Source organism: Rhodoferax sp. GW822-FHT02A01 (assembly GCF_038784515.1).
In the GTDB taxonomy this organism is placed as follows: Bacteria; Pseudomonadota; Gammaproteobacteria; order Burkholderiales; family Burkholderiaceae_C; genus Allorhodoferax.
This window is the reverse complement of record NZ_CP152376.1, coordinates 4,496,145-4,509,674: the sequence shown is the minus strand read 5'-3', so window position 1 is coordinate 4,509,674 and position 13,530 is coordinate 4,496,145. Positions and strand designations below refer to the sequence as shown.

The following is a 13,530-nucleotide window of genomic DNA, read 5'->3' as shown; positions in this document are numbered from 1 at the left end:
TTTGTCAAGAACCATCAACAAGGAGATAGCGATGAAACTCAAGAAGATTGCGGCCGTTTGCGCGTTCAGCTGTGCAGCAATGGGCGCACTGCCCACATCCGCCCAGGCACAGATTTCGGGCGACGTGATCCGTATCGGCATCATCACGGACATGTCGGGCTTGTATTCCGATATCGACGGTCCTGCAGGTGCAGAGGCTATCAAGATGGCCGTGGCGGAGATGGGTGGAGCCATCAACGGCAAGAAGATCGAAGTGCTGGCAGCGGATCACCAGAACAAGCCCGACGTGGCCGCCGCCAAGGCCCGCGAGTGGTTTGATACCCAGGGTGTGGACATGCTGATCGGTGGCACCAACTCCGGCACCGCTTTGGCCATGGCCAAGGTGGCTGCAGAAAAGAAGAAGCTGTTCATCGCCATCGGTGCAGGCTCTTCCGCTCTGACCAATGAGCAGTGCAATCCCTATACGGTGCACTATTCCTACGATACCGTGGCGCTGGCCAAGGGCACCGGCAACGCGGTGGTGAAGGCTGGCGGCAAGAGCTGGTACTTTCTGACGGCGGATTACGCTTTCGGCGCATCCTTGCAGAATGACACGGCCAACGTGGTCAAGGCGGCTGGCGGCACGGTGGTGGGCTCGGTCAAGCATCCCCTGTCTGCCAGCGACTTTTCCTCTTTCCTGTTGCAGGCACAAGGCAGCAAGGCGCAGATCCTGGGTCTGGCCAACGCCGGTGGTGACACCATCAATGCGGTCAAGGCGGCCAATGAATTCGGCGTGACCAAGACCATGAAGCTTGCTGGCCTGCTGGTGTTCATCAACGACATCCACTCGCTGGGTCTCAAGGCCACGCAGGGCATGTACCTGACCGACAGCTGGTACTGGAACAAGGATGCAGAAACCCGCACCTGGGGTCGCAAGTTCTTCGAGAAGGTCAAGCGCATGCCTTCCAGCGTGCAGGCTGCCGACTACTCGGCAACGCTGCAGTTCCTGCAAGCCGTCAAGGCCACGGGTACCGATGATTCGGACAAGGTTCTGGCCCAGATGAAGAAGACCAAAATCAACGACATGTTTGCCAAGGGCGGCTACATCCGTGACGACGGACGCATGGTGCACGACATGTACCTGATGCAGGTCAAGAGCCCGGACAAGTCCGTTGAGCCATGGGACTACTACAACGTGGTGGAAACCATCAAGGGTGAAGAGGCATTCACCACCAAGGCCGAAAGCAAGTGCGCGGCCTGGAAGTAATGTCCTGACCTCCTGGCCATGCCTGGTTGCCCAGGGGCGTTCGTCCCCGGGGCAACCTGGTGAATGGCTGCGATACCTGATTCATTGATGGAGATTTGATGATCGAGATTTTTGGCATTCCGCTGCAGGCATTTCTGGGGCAGTTGCTGCTGGGGTTGGTCAATGGCTCGTTCTACGCCATGCTCAGTCTTGGGCTGGCGGTGATCTTCGGGTTGTTGGGCATCGTCAATTTTGCCCACGGCGCGCTGTACATGATAGGTGCCTATGTGGCCTGGTACAGCCTGGAAAAGTACGGCCTGAACTACTGGGTGGCGCTGGTGCTTTCCCCGGTGGTGGTCGGCGCAATGGGGGTGGTGATCGAGCGTCTGTTTCTCAAGCGCCTGTACAAGCTGGATCCGCTCTACGGACTGTTGCTGACTTTCGGCCTGGCTTTGATTGCCGAAGGTGTGTTCCGTGACCAGTTTGGTGTGTCGGGCCAACAGTACCCGGTGCCGGAACTGCTGCAGGGTGCGACCAACCTGGGCTTCATGGTGTTGCCCAACTACCGTGCCTGGGTGATCGTTGCCTGCCTGTCGATCTGCATCGGCACCTGGTTCCTGATTGAGAAAACCAAGTTGGGTGCAACCCTGCGTGCCAGCACCGAGAACCCGGCGCTGGTGCAGGCCTTTGGTATCAACGTCCCGCTGATGGTGACCATGACTTATGCCGGCGGAGCAGGCCTTGCCGCACTGGCCGGGGTGCTGGCCGCGCCGGTAATCCAGATCACGCCGTTGATGGGCTCCAACCTGATCATCGTGGTGTTTGCGGTCGTGGTGATCGGTGGCATGGGCTCGATTCTGGGCTCGGTCATCACGGGGGTGGTGTTGGGCTTGCTCGAAGGATTGACCAAGGTGTTCTATCCGGAAGCATCCAGCATTGTCGTGTTCGTCATCATGGTGCTGGTGTTGATGATTCGCCCCGCCGGTTTGTTTGGCAAGGAAAAATAACGTGAGTTCCGCAACTTCCTCCTCCGCTGTGGCGTCCCGTCAGGGCAAGGTGCTCTGGCTGGTCGTGTTCGCCTTCCTGCTGATCGCTCCCGTGGTGGGCTTGTACCCCGTGTTCCTGATGAATGCGCTGTGCTTTGCCATCTTCGCCTGCGCCTTCAATCTGTTGCTGGGCTATACCGGACTGCTGTCCTTCGGTCACGCGGCCTTCATGGGCTCTGCGGCCTACGTTACCGGCTGGCTAGTGCGCAGCGCGGGCTGGCCGCCGGAAGCGGGTGTGCTGTTTGGCACCCTGTTCGCTTCCGCCCTGGGACTGCTGGTAGGGCTGGTGGCCATTCGGCGGCAGGGCATTTACTTTGCCATGGTGACGCTGGCCATGGCACAGATGATCTACTTCATCTGTCTGCAAGCGCCCTTCACCGGCGGTGAGGACGGTCTGCAAGGCGTTCCGCGCGGCAAGCTACTGGGCGTGTTGTCCCTGGATAACGACACGGCCATGTATTTCGTGGTGCTGGCGGTCTTTGTCGGCGTGTTCTTGGGCGTGATGCGTATCGTGCATTCGCCCTATGGGCAGGTGCTCAAGGCCATCCGCGAAAACGAGCCGCGCGCCGTTTCCCTGGGCTACGACGTGGACCGCTATAAATTGCTGGCCTTTGTTCTGTCCACCACCATCGCCGGTCTGGCCGGATCGGTCAAGACGCTGGTGTTGGGCTTTGCCACCTTGTCCGACGTGCACTGGTCCCTTTCCGGTGAAGTGGTGCTGATGACGCTTCTGGGCGGCATGGGAACCTTTGCCGGCCCTGTGGTGGGCGCGTTCACCATCGTTGGTTTGCAAAACTTCCTGGCGGATCGGGTAGGCTCTTGGGTCACGGTGATCATCGGTGCCATTTTTGTGTTCTGCGTGATTGCCTTTCGCAAAGGAATTGTGGGTGAACTGCTGGCCTGGCAACAACGTCGCCGGTCTGCGTGAACCCGCCAAGGGGTTCATGCCATGCAAATTCGGGTAGGTGAGGGCTGGGACATCCACGCCCTCGTGGAAGGTCGCAAGCTCATGCTGGGCGGGGTGGAAATTCCGCACAACAAGGGCTTGCTGGGGCATTCAGATGCCGACGCTTTGTTGCACGCCATCACTGACGCACTCTTGGGTGCCGCCGCATTGGGCGATATCGGCACCCTGTTTCCCGACACCGATGTCCAATTCAAGGGAGCCGATTCCGCCGTGCTACTCGGGCATGCTGCAAGCCGGGTGCGGGAGAAAGGGTTCGCCATTGGCAACGTAGATTGCACAGTGATTGCCCAGGCTCCCAAGCTCGCACCCTATAAGGTTGCCATGGCATCGCGCATTGCGCAGGTGCTCTCCGTTGCCGTGGAGCAGGTCAATGTGAAGGCCAAGACTGCAGAGAAGATGGGCCCGGTGGGCGAGGGGTTGGCTATGGAAGCTCGTGCGGTTGTGCTGCTGACAAGGCCATAGTCCCGCGCTGCAGCTTGAGATTGGCTGATAGACCACCCGTGGTGGAATTGTTGAGCACAAAGGCGCCGCCCATGCGCCGCACTGTCTTTTCCACGATCGCCAGGCCCAGACCCGCGCCGTTGGCCGCCGTACGCGCAGCCTCACCACGGTAGAACGGCTGGGTGAGATTCGCAATCTGATTGGACGCAACGCCTACTCCGTGGTCGCGCACCTTGACGTAAATCCACTTGTCGCGGGCCAGCGCGGTGATGTCGATTTCCGCAATTCCGGTGTTCACGGTTTTTCCGTATTTGCGTGCGTTTTCGATCAGGTTGGAAATCACGCGACTCAGTTCGACCTCATCGGCCAATACGGTCAAGCCGTCTTCGAGCTGGATGTTCAGGCGCATGTCGGCGTTGTCGCGAAACGGCAGTGCGCAGGCTTCGACAATGGGTTTGAGTGGCACGGGTGTCAGCGCCACCATGTCCGGCCGGGCGTAGTCCAGGAATTTGTCGATGATGGCGTCCAGTTGCGCTATATCGGCCGCCATGTGCGCGCGTGCGTCCAGGTCGGATACGCTGAGTTCGGTTTCCAGCCGCAGCCGTGCCAGCGGGGTACGCAAATCGTGTGAAATGCCGGCCAACATCAGGGCGCGATCCTGGTCCAGCTTGGCCAGACGCTGCGCCATGCGGTTGAAGCCGATGTTGACTTCCCGGATCTCGCTGGTCTGCACCGACTCATCCAGATGGCTTTCCTGGAATTTGCCTTCGCGCACCCGGCTGGCCGCAAAAGAGAGCTCCTTGAGCGGCTTGTTCACCAGGCGTGCTATCGCCGCCGCGCCGGTCAGCGACAGAACGGCTGCCACCAGCAGCCAGACAATCCAGGTCTTGCCAACGGATGGGGTAAAGCGTTCCAGGTCCGTGAGAAACCAGTATGGGTCACCGTCCATGTCGAAACTGACCCACAAGCCCTTGTTTCCATTGACTTCCTTGGCCACTACCGTGTTATTGCCCAGGTGCTGGCGCAGCTCTATGGCGATGTCGGAGGTGTCGCCGTCCACTGGTATGGGCTTGTCCGAAGGCTCACGCGGCACGATGCGCAAGCCTTCCTCCTGGGCCATGGTCTTGAGCAGGGACAGGCGGGCAATGGCGTCTGCGTTGATCAGTGCAGCACGGCTCAGATTGACCTGCGACACGATCTGGTGGGCAGTCTGTATGGCCCGAGGTTCGAACTCCATGGCCCGCAAGGTCTGCAGCCACGCCAGGATGCTGCCCAGCAGCAACAGCGCCAGCATGAAAAAAGTGCGCCAGAAAAGGTTCAGACCACCGATGCGCGGTGTGTTGTGACCTTCTTCAGACTCGTCCAAGGCATTTACTGCGGCCTCTTCGAAGTCATTGATTACGGTTTGGGACACGCAGCCTCTTCAGGGATGAACACATAGCCCACACCCCAGACGGTCTGAATCATGCGCGGATTGGCAGGATCGGTCTCAATGAGTTTGCGCAGGCGGGAAATCTGCACATCCAGGCTGCGGTCGAAAGGTTCGAATTCGCGGCCACGGGACAATTGCGCCAGCTTTTCCCGGGACAGGGGCGTGCGGGGGTGCCGTACCAGGGCCTTGAGCATGGCAAATTCACCCGTGGTCAGCGTCAACTCCTCGCTCTGCCGGTGCAGCGTGCGCGCACCCAGGTCAAAGCGGAACGGGCCAAACTCCACCACCTCGTTGTCTACGGAGGGGGCACCAGGAACCTCGGGCACCGGGCGGCGGCGCAGCACCGCGTTGATGCGCGCGAGCAGCTCACGCGGGTTGAAGGGTTTTCCCAGGTAATCATCGGCACCGACCTCCAGTCCTACGATGCGGTCCACATCCTCGCCCTTGGCAGTGAGCATGATCACAGGGGTCAGGTCGTTGGCGGCACGCAGTCTTCTGCAGATGGACAAGCCGTCTTCGCCGGGCATCATCAGGTCCAGCACGATCAGGTCTGCGGTCTCACGCATCATCACCCGATTCAGGGACTTTCCATCTTCGGCCAGCAATACGTCAAAGCCTTCCTGTGTGAGATAGCGTTTGAGCAAGTCACGGATGCGGGCATCGTCATCCACTATCAGTATCTTGTCGGGGCGGTCGTGCGTTGCGGTCATGGACGTCTCAATTTGTAACAGGCGGGATTTTGCGTGCTGTCAGCCTGGTATGGAGCCAGTAGGGGCAACATTTGACACAATGTTACAAATATTCAACCCTGCGCGCCTTATGCACTGAGGACAATGTCCACAGGGTTGAGTGTTCAACCGTTGGACCTGTATGTTGCATCGTCATCTCTATCTTTCAATATCGTTGCTCTTGTTGTGCGGGTTCGGCTTGGCACACGCTGACCAGTCCAAAGGGTCGCGTGGGGGAAGCGATGGCGGGCCGCGTGGTGCCGACGGCATGGCCAGAGGCGATCAGGATCGTTCCGTCCAGGTGCGGCGCGACGTTCTGCGCGAAGCGGTCAAGTCGCAGGAGGATGATGCCCCCGTGATGCTTCGTCAGCTCTCCGCTGAAGAAAAGGCCTTGTTGCGTCAGCAACTGCGCCAGCAGCGCCTGGAAGGCTCCCGCTGAAACCCATCTCGAGACCGTATTTGCATGAATAAATTGCACCCCGTCGCGCGTTGCGCGGCTCTTGGTCTGCTGGCCGTCGTCTTGGTTGCCACCAGCGCACGAGCCCAGACCACCGTCGAACCGCACAACGTGGTGCAGCTTTCCGCCAGCGGCACTGTGGAAGCCGTACAGGACTGGTTGACGCTGACGCTTTCCACCACCAAGGAGGGTAGCGACCCGGGCGCGGTGCAGGGCTATTTGCGCCAGGCCGTTGACGGCGCCTTGGCAGAAGTGAAGAAGACGGCCCAGCCGGGAGCCATGGAAGTGCGCAGCGGGGCGTTCAGCCTGCAGCCGCGCTACAGCAATGACGGCAAGATGAGTGGCTGGGTCGGCACGGCCGAACTGGTGCTGGAAGGTGCGGACTTTCCCCGCATTGGAAATGCGGCCGCCAAGGCGCAGCCGCTGACCATCAGCAATCTGAATTTCAGCCTGAGCCGCGCCACCCGCTCCCAGTTGGAGTCGCAGGCGCAGAAACTGGCCATTGATGCCTTCAAGACCAAATCCGCTGAAATTGCGCGCGGTTTTGGCTTCGGGGATTACACCCTGCGTGAAGTGGCGGTCAGCGCGTCGGACCAGAGTCTCGGGCCCCGGCCGCTGATGCTGGCCAAGAGTGCGCGATCCTTCGCTGCGGACAGTGCGCCAGTACCCCTTGAGAGTGGCAAGTCACAGGTGTTTGTCACAGTATCTGGAGCGATACAACTCAAGTAGCATCGGGTGCATGGCCGAATCTCCTGCAAATCAACAACATAGTCGTTCTCCTTCTTTACTCAAGCCATCGGACACCCTTGGACGCTTTGAGCTCAAGCGCCTTTTGGGCCAAGGGGCGCAATCCACCGTGTGGCTGGCGCACGATCCGCGCCTGGAGCGTGAGGTTGCCATCAAGGTCTTGCGACCGGTCGCCGGCGTTGACGAACAGGCGATCAAGCAGTGGCTGCAGGAAGCGCGCAACGTAGGGCGCGTCAAGCATCCCAGCATCGTTCCCGTTTTTGAAGCCGACATCCAGGATCAGCACGCCTATCTGGTGTTCGAGTACGTTGCAGGGGACACCCTGGCACAGCTTCTGGCGCGTAAGGGGCCTTTGCCGGCACGTGAGGCCGTGGCCTACATGATGGACGTGCTCGACGCCATTGCCGTGGCCCATACCGAAGGTGTGGTGCATAGGGACATCAAGCCTTCCAATATCCTGGTGGACAGCACAGGGCGGGCACGCATTATGGATTTCGGTATTGCCGCGCGCACCCACACCACTGCCGGTGGTGAGCAGGTGGCGCTGGGAGGAACCGTGGGTTATTTGTCGCCGGAAGCCATTGGCGGTGCGCAGCCCGTGCCTTCCATGGACTTGTTTGCCTGCGGCTTGGTATTGGCGGAGTTGTTGATTGGCAAGCCATTGGTCGATGAGGCCGATCCCAATCGCGCCATGTACCGTCTGGCCCATGAGCAACTGGTGCTGCCAGCGGAAGTCGGGTCCGATGTGGACGACGCCTTGCGTTCCCTGGTGAACAGGGCGCTGGTACGAGATCCGCAGCAACGCTTCCCGGACGCACGCAGCCTGTTCAATGCCCTCAACGAATGGCGGCAGCCCGCGCAAGGCGACATCGTGCAGGGTACGGCCGGCGGGACTTTGGAATTCCTGTTGCGCCGCATGCGACACAAGTCTGACTTCCCGGCGCTTTCCGAATCGGTGATGCGCATTCAGAGCATGGCTACCTCCGAGACCGAGAGCGTCAGCAGCGTCACCAACCAGATCCTCAAGGACGTGGCGCTGACCAACAAGTTGCTGCGGGTGGTCAACAGCGCCCATTTCGCTCGCAGCGGTGCCATCAGCACGGTTTCGCGAGCGGTCTCGCTGGTGGGGTTCAACGGCATCCGCAACATGGCGCTGAGCCTGGTTCTGCTGGAGCATATGCAGGACAAGGCCCATGCTGCCCAAATCAAGGATGAGTTCGTCCGCTCCTTGCTGGCCGGTACGCTGGGTGCCGAGATGTGTACCACCGCCAAGGAGGCGGAGGAGGCCTTCATTGGCGCCATGTTCCAGAACATGGGGCGTTTGCTGGTGCAGTTCTATTTTCCAGAAGAAGCGCAGCAGGTCCGCGCCTTGATGGAAATGCAGGCTCCTCCGATAACCGAAGAGACCGCGTCCCTGAAAGTGTTGGGCCTGAGTTACGAAAACCTGGGGCTTGGTATCGCCAGGGCCTGGGGACTGCCCGAGAGCATTCAGCGATGCATGCGGCATCCGGTTGGTTCACCGCCCAGCAACGTTTCTCTGGATCCGTTGGAGCGGTTGCGCTGGGTGGCCACGGCGTCCAACGAAATTGCCGATGTCTTGCTCAAGCATGAGCCCAAGGAAGCCGCTGCCCATGTGGCTCAAGTGGCGCGCAAGTATGCCCACTGCGTGGGCACCACCGAAAAACAGCTCAGTGCGGTGGTGGAACAGGCCAAAATCAAGTTGCAGGATATGGCCGGCGCAATGGAGATCCGGGTGAAACCTGGATCGGCAGCGCACAAGGTACTGCATGGGTCGGGCAGCGATGCCGACGCTGGACCCACGTCCGGCGCGGATTCCAACTTTGTCAGTCTGGAGTTGCAGGCGACGCCGGCGGTAGACGTCAAAACCCCGGTGCAGTCGGTCAAGTCGACCCAGGTGGCCGAGACCCTGGCTGCCGGTATTCAGGACATCACCAATGCCATGGTGGAAGACTTCAAGTTGACGGATGTGCTGCGCATGGTTCTGGAAACCATGTTTCGCGCCATGGGCTTCGATCGCATCATCTTCTGCATGCGGGACCCCAAGACCGAAACCGTCACCGGCCGTTTTGGCCTGGGTGACAAGGTGGAAGTTTTCGTCAAGGACTTCAAGGTGCCGCTCAAGGCCGCCACGCCAGACCTGTTTGCCGTGGTCTGCATCAAGGGTGTGGACAGCATGATCAGTGATGCCAGCGAGTCGCGCATCCAGGCTCGACTGCCTGCCTGGTATCAGAAGACCTTGAATGCGCCTGCATTCCTGCTGTTGCCCTTGCACATCAAGGCAGCTCCGTTTGGCCTGATCTACGCCGACAAGACGACCAAAGGCGCTCTGGAGCTCAATGAAAAGGAACTGGCCTTGCTGCGCACGCTGCGCAACCAGGCCGTGATGGCTTTCAAGCAGTCGCGCTAGCGGACGGCCTTTCTTCCAGGGCTTGCCGGCTTATTGGGCGACCCAGCCGCCATCCATGTTCCAGGCCACGCCACGGACATTGTTGGCAGCCGGTGAGCAGAAGAAGACGGCCAGCGCACCCAGCTCTTCGGTGCTGGTGAATTGCTTGGAAGGCTCTTTCTCGCCCAGCAGCAGGCCGGTGGCCTCTTCGTTGGAAATCTTTAGCGCGGCGGCCTTGGCGTCTACCTGCTTTTGCACCAGCGGCGTCAGAACCCAGCCGGGGCAGATCGCGTTGCAGGTCACGCCGGAGGTGGCGTTTTCCAGGGCGGCGACTTTGGTCAGGCCGACGACGCCGTGTTTGGCCGCAACGTAGGCGGACTTTTCTGCAGAGCCCACCAGGCCATGCACAGATGCCACGTTGATGATGCGGCCCCAGTTTTTGGCCAGCATGCCCGGCAGGGCAGCGCGGGTCGCGTGGAAGGCGCTGGACAGATTAATGGCAATGACCGCGTCCCAGCGCTCCACCGGGAAGTTTTCAACCCGTGCCACATGCTGGATGCCGGCGTTGTTTACCAGGATGTCCAGACTGCCAAAGGTCTTGGTAGCGAATGCAACCATGTCTTCGATTTCGGCAGGCTTGCTCATGTCGGCACCGTGGTATGCCACCTGCACGCCCAGCGCTGCCACTTCCGCCTTCGGGCCCTCCACATCGCCAAAGCCGTTGAGCACGATGTTGGCGCCTTGTGCTGCCAAGGCCTTGGCGATACCCAGGCCGATGCCGCTGGTGGAGCCTGTGACGAGAGCAGTTTTACCTTTCAACATGGGTGTTCTTTCTGGAATGGTTGAGGGTTTGAATTAGGATGGAGTCATTATGAAACACAGAGCATCTGTATGGCTGACCCGACGCTGAATTTCATCCACTGTCCCGATGCAACAGGCGGCCACCGCATGGCATTCTGGCAGTGGGGCGATCCCCAGGCCGCCCATACCGTTCTGTGTGTTCATGGGCTGACCCGTCAGGGGCGGGATTTTGACGTGCTGGTGCAGTCGCTCATTGCGCGTTCGCCCCATCCCTTGCGCGTGATCTGCCCTGACGTTGCGGGCCGCGGCATGAGTGAGTGGCTTTCCGATCCCCAGGCATACGCTATTCACGTTTACGCAGGCGACATGCTGGCACTGTTGGCGCAACTCAAGCCCCAGACCCTGGATTGGGTGGGTACCAGCATGGGCGGGTTGATTGGCATCGGGGTAAGTGCCCACGCGCATACGGTGGGCACTACGGTGCGCCGGCTGGTGCTCAATGACGTGGGTCCGGCGTTGGAGTGGGAGTCGTTGCTACGGATCGGAAACTATCTGGGCAAGAACATGCACTTCGACACACTGGAACATGCAGCGGACCATTTGTGGGGCATCTCCACCGGATTCGGGCCGCATACGCGCCAGCAGTGGCTGGCGCTGTCGGCGCCCATGGTCAAGCCGGACCCGCAGGGGGGCGTGCGCTTGCACTATGACCCGGCCATTGCCGTGCCTTTTCTGGCCCTTACCCAGGAAGTGGCCCAGCAGGGCGAAGCGGCACTGTGGCAGCTGTATGACAGCCTCACTGCGCAGACTCTGCTGGTAAGGGGGGCGGAGTCGGATTTGTTGTCCGCCCAGACTGCCCACCAGATGACACAACGCGGGCCGCGGGCCCGTTTGCTCGAGTTTGCCGGCGTGGGGCATGCGCCCACCTTTGTCACGGACGAGCAGGTGGGCGCGGTGTGCTCCTTCCTGCTGGACTGACCGTAACCAGACGCTTGTGCGCACCCATTTATGAAAAGTACATCTGCCGAATATGGCAGCACGGTTCCGCCTCCTGTGATTGCCCTTGCTGGGGAGGCCCTGCCCGAGCAAGTCGGTGCGCTGGCGCGCGCGCGCGCATTTGCCGAGCCCCTGCTCACCAGCGAAACCCTGGATACGGGTGAGAACATCCTGGCGCACGCCGATGCCGTGGCCGCCATCCTGAAATCCATCGGTGGTTCGGAGGCTATGCAGGCCGCCTGCTACCTGGTCTATGCCTGCGACCACCTGAACAAGCCGCATGATGTGATCGCCAAGGCCTTTGGTGAGAATTTTGCCAACCTGGCCATGGAGACCACCAAGCTGGTGCGGGTGCAGCGCATGGCGCGCGCCGCGCAGAACTCGGCGACCCATGCCGGAAGCAACGCACCCATGGCGCAGACCGCCGCTGCGCAAACCGAGAGCGTGCGCAAGATGCTGCTGGCGTTTTCGCGTGACCTGCGTGTGGTGATGTTGCGACTGGCGTCACGACTGCAGACGCTGCGCTTCTTTGCCGCCACCAAGCTGCCCGTGCCTCCTGGCCTAGCCAGGGAATCGCTGCAGGTCTTCGCGCCTTTGGCCAACCGGCTGGGAATCTGGGAAATCAAATGGGAGCTGGAGGACCTGTCCTTTCGCTTTCTTGAGCCCGAAACCTATCGCCAGGTCGCCCGGCTGCTGGACGAAAAGCGCACCGAGCGCGAGGCGTCGGTGGAAGCGCTTCGCCAGCAAATGGTGCAGGACCTGGCGGCACAGGGCATACAGGCCATGGTGCAGGGCCGCCCCAAGCACATCTACAGCATCGTCAAGAAGATGCGCGGCAAGTCCCTGGGCTTCGAGCAGGTCTACGATATCCGGGCGCTGCGCATTGTGGTGCCCACCATTCCCGATTGCTACGCGGCGCTGGCCTGGGTGCACGATCATTTCACGCCGCTGACCGACGAGTTCGACGACTACATTGCCCGGCCCAAGGCCAATGGTTACCAGTCATTGCACACCGTGGTGCGGGACAAGGCGGGTAAGCCTATTGAGGTGCAACTGCGCACGCAAGCCATGCATGACCATGCCGAGCACGGTGTGGCCGCGCACTGGGCCTACAAGGAGGCGGGCACCAAGGGCTACGCGGGCGTTTCCGCCAGCAGTGAGTACGACGCCAAGATCGCCGTGCTGCGCCAGTTGCTGGCCTGGGAGCGGGATCTGTCGGGCGCACAGGAGGGCGAGGGCGCCCAAAGCGGCGCACAGGACGCCGCCCTGCTGGACGACCGCATCTACGTGTTGACACCCGATGCCGCCGTGGTGGAATTGCCCAAGGGCGCCACCGCAGTGGACTTTGCCTACAGCGTGCACACCAGCCTGGGTCATCGCTGCCGGGGTGCCAAGGTGGACGGCCAAATGGTGCCGCTCAACACACCGCTGAAAAACGGTCAGACCGTGGAAGTGACCACCGTCAAGGAAGGCGGCCCTTCACGCGACTGGCTCAACCCCGAGCTGGGTTTCCTGGCCAGTCACCGGGCGCGGGCCAAGGTGCGCGCCTGGTTCAACGCCCAGGCCATGGGTGAAACGCTTTCCAAGGGCCGCGAAGCCGTGGAAAAGCTGCTGCAGCGCGAAGGCAAGACGGCCATCAAACTGGACGACCTGGCATCCCAACTGGGTTTCAATTCCGCCGACGACCTGTTCGAGGTGGTGGGAAAGGATGAATTCTCGCTGCGCAACATCGAGATCGTGTTGCGCCCGCCGGAGCCGGCACCCGAGCAGGACGAAGTACCGCTACTCAAGAAGCCCAGCACATCGCGGCAGACCGGCAAGGGCGGCGTGCTGGTGGTGGGCGTGGATTCGCTCATGACCCAGTTGGCCAATTGCTGTAAACCGGCGCCACCGGACCTCATCATCGGCTTTGTGACCCGTGGCAAGGGCGTGAGCGTGCACCGGGCCGACTGCTCCAACCTGCGCAACATGATCCAACGCAGCGGCGACCGCTGCATCGACGTGGCCTGGGGTACGCAGCCGGGCAAGGATGCCAGGGTCTACCCGGTGGACGTGGCGATCGAGGCCCATGACCGACAGGGCCTTCTGCGCGATATTTCCGAGGTCTTTGCCAAGGAAAAGATGAACGTGATCGGTGTGCAGACCCAGACCATCAAGGGCACCGCCTGGATGACCTTCACCGTGGAGGTGTCTGAGTCCGGGCGGCTGGCGCGGGTGCTGGGCATTGTGAGCGAGCTGCAGGGCGTACGCTCTGCGCGCCGCCGCTAGCTCGCCATTGACCGG

At 61.0% G+C, this 13,530-nt stretch carries 12 protein-coding genes; 9 read left to right on the top strand and 3 right to left on the bottom strand.

Annotation, left to right across the window (positions count from 1 at the left end; genetic code table 11):
• Positions 1 to 31: 31 nt before the first annotated feature.
• From AAGF34_RS21375 to ispF, 4 genes are all read left to right on the top strand, one after another.
• Entirely contained in the window at positions 32 to 1,246 is a 1,215-nt protein-coding gene (locus tag AAGF34_RS21375; protein ID WP_342617725.1) for an ABC transporter substrate-binding protein, read from the top strand.
• 98 nt (positions 1,247 to 1,344) lie between these two features.
• The gene (locus tag AAGF34_RS21370; protein WP_342617724.1) at positions 1,345 to 2,232 is read left to right on the top strand and encodes a branched-chain amino acid ABC transporter permease; all 888 of its coding nucleotides are present in this window, start codon (positions 1,345 to 1,347) and stop codon (positions 2,230 to 2,232) included.
• A gap of 28 nt (positions 2,233 to 2,260) precedes the next feature.
• A complete protein-coding gene (locus AAGF34_RS21365; RefSeq protein ID WP_342621151.1) occupies positions 2,261 to 3,199 on the top strand; it encodes a branched-chain amino acid ABC transporter permease in 939 nt (312 codons plus the stop codon).
• Positions 3,200 to 3,220: 21 nt separating this feature from the next.
• On the top strand, positions 3,221 to 3,700 hold the full coding sequence (ispF, locus tag AAGF34_RS21360) for a 2-C-methyl-D-erythritol 2,4-cyclodiphosphate synthase (protein ID WP_342617723.1): 480 nt from the start codon (positions 3,221 to 3,223) through the stop codon (positions 3,698 to 3,700).
• Here ispF and AAGF34_RS21355 read toward each other — a convergent pair.
• Together AAGF34_RS21355 and ompR are read right to left on the bottom strand one after the other, a co-directional pair.
• Positions 3,660 to 4,973: an ATP-binding protein gene (locus tag AAGF34_RS21355; RefSeq protein WP_342621150.1), complete on the bottom strand. Its 1,314-nt coding sequence runs from the start codon at positions 4,971 to 4,973 to the stop codon at positions 3,660 to 3,662. The genes ispF and AAGF34_RS21355 overlap by 41 nt on opposite strands.
• 104 nt (positions 4,974 to 5,077) lie before the next feature.
• The gene (gene ompR / locus AAGF34_RS21350) at positions 5,078 to 5,821 is read right to left on the bottom strand and encodes a two-component system response regulator OmpR (RefSeq protein ID WP_342617722.1); all 744 of its coding nucleotides are present in this window, start codon (positions 5,819 to 5,821) and stop codon (positions 5,078 to 5,080) included.
• A gap of 217 nt (positions 5,822 to 6,038) precedes the next feature.
• Between ompR and AAGF34_RS21345 the strand changes: the two genes are divergently transcribed.
• Genes AAGF34_RS21345 through AAGF34_RS21335 form a run of 3 tightly spaced genes read left to right on the top strand, consistent with a single transcriptional unit; the run spans position 6,039 to position 9,471 of the window.
• A complete protein-coding gene (locus AAGF34_RS21345) occupies positions 6,039 to 6,278 on the top strand; it encodes a hypothetical protein (protein ID WP_342617721.1) in 240 nt (79 codons plus the stop codon).
• 24 nt (positions 6,279 to 6,302) lie between these two features.
• A complete protein-coding gene (locus AAGF34_RS21340) occupies positions 6,303 to 7,025 on the top strand; it encodes an SIMPL domain-containing protein (RefSeq protein ID WP_342617720.1) in 723 nt (240 codons plus the stop codon).
• 10 nt (positions 7,026 to 7,035) lie between these two features.
• Positions 7,036 to 9,471 carry an HDOD domain-containing protein gene (locus AAGF34_RS21335; RefSeq protein WP_342617719.1) on the top strand — a complete coding sequence of 812 codons (2,436 nt, stop codon included), beginning with the start codon at positions 7,036 to 7,038 and terminating at the stop codon, positions 9,469 to 9,471.
• A 30-nt stretch (positions 9,472 to 9,501) separates the two neighbouring features.
• Here the strand turns inward: AAGF34_RS21335 and AAGF34_RS21330 are convergent, their stop codons facing one another.
• Positions 9,502 to 10,272 (bottom strand): 3-hydroxybutyrate dehydrogenase, encoded by a 771-nt coding sequence (locus AAGF34_RS21330; protein WP_342617718.1) that lies wholly within the window; start codon positions 10,270 to 10,272, stop codon positions 9,502 to 9,504.
• 69 nt (positions 10,273 to 10,341) lie between these two features.
• Between AAGF34_RS21330 and AAGF34_RS21325 the strand changes: the two genes are divergently transcribed.
• Positions 10,342 to 11,229 carry an alpha/beta hydrolase gene (locus AAGF34_RS21325; RefSeq protein ID WP_342617717.1) on the top strand — a complete coding sequence of 296 codons (888 nt, stop codon included), beginning with the start codon at positions 10,342 to 10,344 and terminating at the stop codon, positions 11,227 to 11,229.
• Between the two features lie 30 nt (positions 11,230 to 11,259).
• Positions 11,260 to 13,515, top strand: a complete 2,256-nt coding sequence (locus tag AAGF34_RS21320; RefSeq protein ID WP_342617716.1) for a bifunctional (p)ppGpp synthetase/guanosine-3',5'-bis(diphosphate) 3'-pyrophosphohydrolase — start codon at positions 11,260 to 11,262, stop codon at positions 13,513 to 13,515.
• The last annotated feature ends 15 nt before the right edge of the window (positions 13,516 to 13,530 follow it).

Bases quoted from the DNA above. Each gene is read 5' to 3' on its own strand.
- AAGF34_RS21375 (WP_342617725.1), top strand. From the start codon at position 32: ATGAAACTCAAGAAGATTGCGGCCGTTTGCGCGTTCAGCTGTGCAGCA.
- AAGF34_RS21370 (WP_342617724.1), top strand. From the start codon at position 1,345: ATGATCGAGATTTTTGGCATTCCGCTGCAGGCATTTCTGGGGCAGTTG.
- ispF (WP_342617723.1), top strand. From the start codon at position 3,221: ATGCAAATTCGGGTAGGTGAGGGCTGGGACATCCACGCCCTCGTGGAA.
- AAGF34_RS21355 (WP_342621150.1), bottom strand. From the start codon at position 4,973: ATGCTGGCGCTGTTGCTGCTGGGCAGCATCCTGGCGTGGCTGCAGACC.
- ompR (WP_342617722.1), bottom strand. From the start codon at position 5,821: ATGACCGCAACGCACGACCGCCCCGACAAGATACTGATAGTGGATGAC.
- AAGF34_RS21340 (WP_342617720.1), top strand. From the start codon at position 6,303: ATGAATAAATTGCACCCCGTCGCGCGTTGCGCGGCTCTTGGTCTGCTG.
- AAGF34_RS21335 (WP_342617719.1), top strand. From the start codon at position 7,036: ATGGCCGAATCTCCTGCAAATCAACAACATAGTCGTTCTCCTTCTTTA.
- AAGF34_RS21330 (WP_342617718.1), bottom strand. From the start codon at position 10,272: ATGTTGAAAGGTAAAACTGCTCTCGTCACAGGCTCCACCAGCGGCATC.
- AAGF34_RS21325 (WP_342617717.1), top strand. From the start codon at position 10,342: ATGGCTGACCCGACGCTGAATTTCATCCACTGTCCCGATGCAACAGGC.
- AAGF34_RS21320 (WP_342617716.1), top strand. From the start codon at position 11,260: ATGAAAAGTACATCTGCCGAATATGGCAGCACGGTTCCGCCTCCTGTG.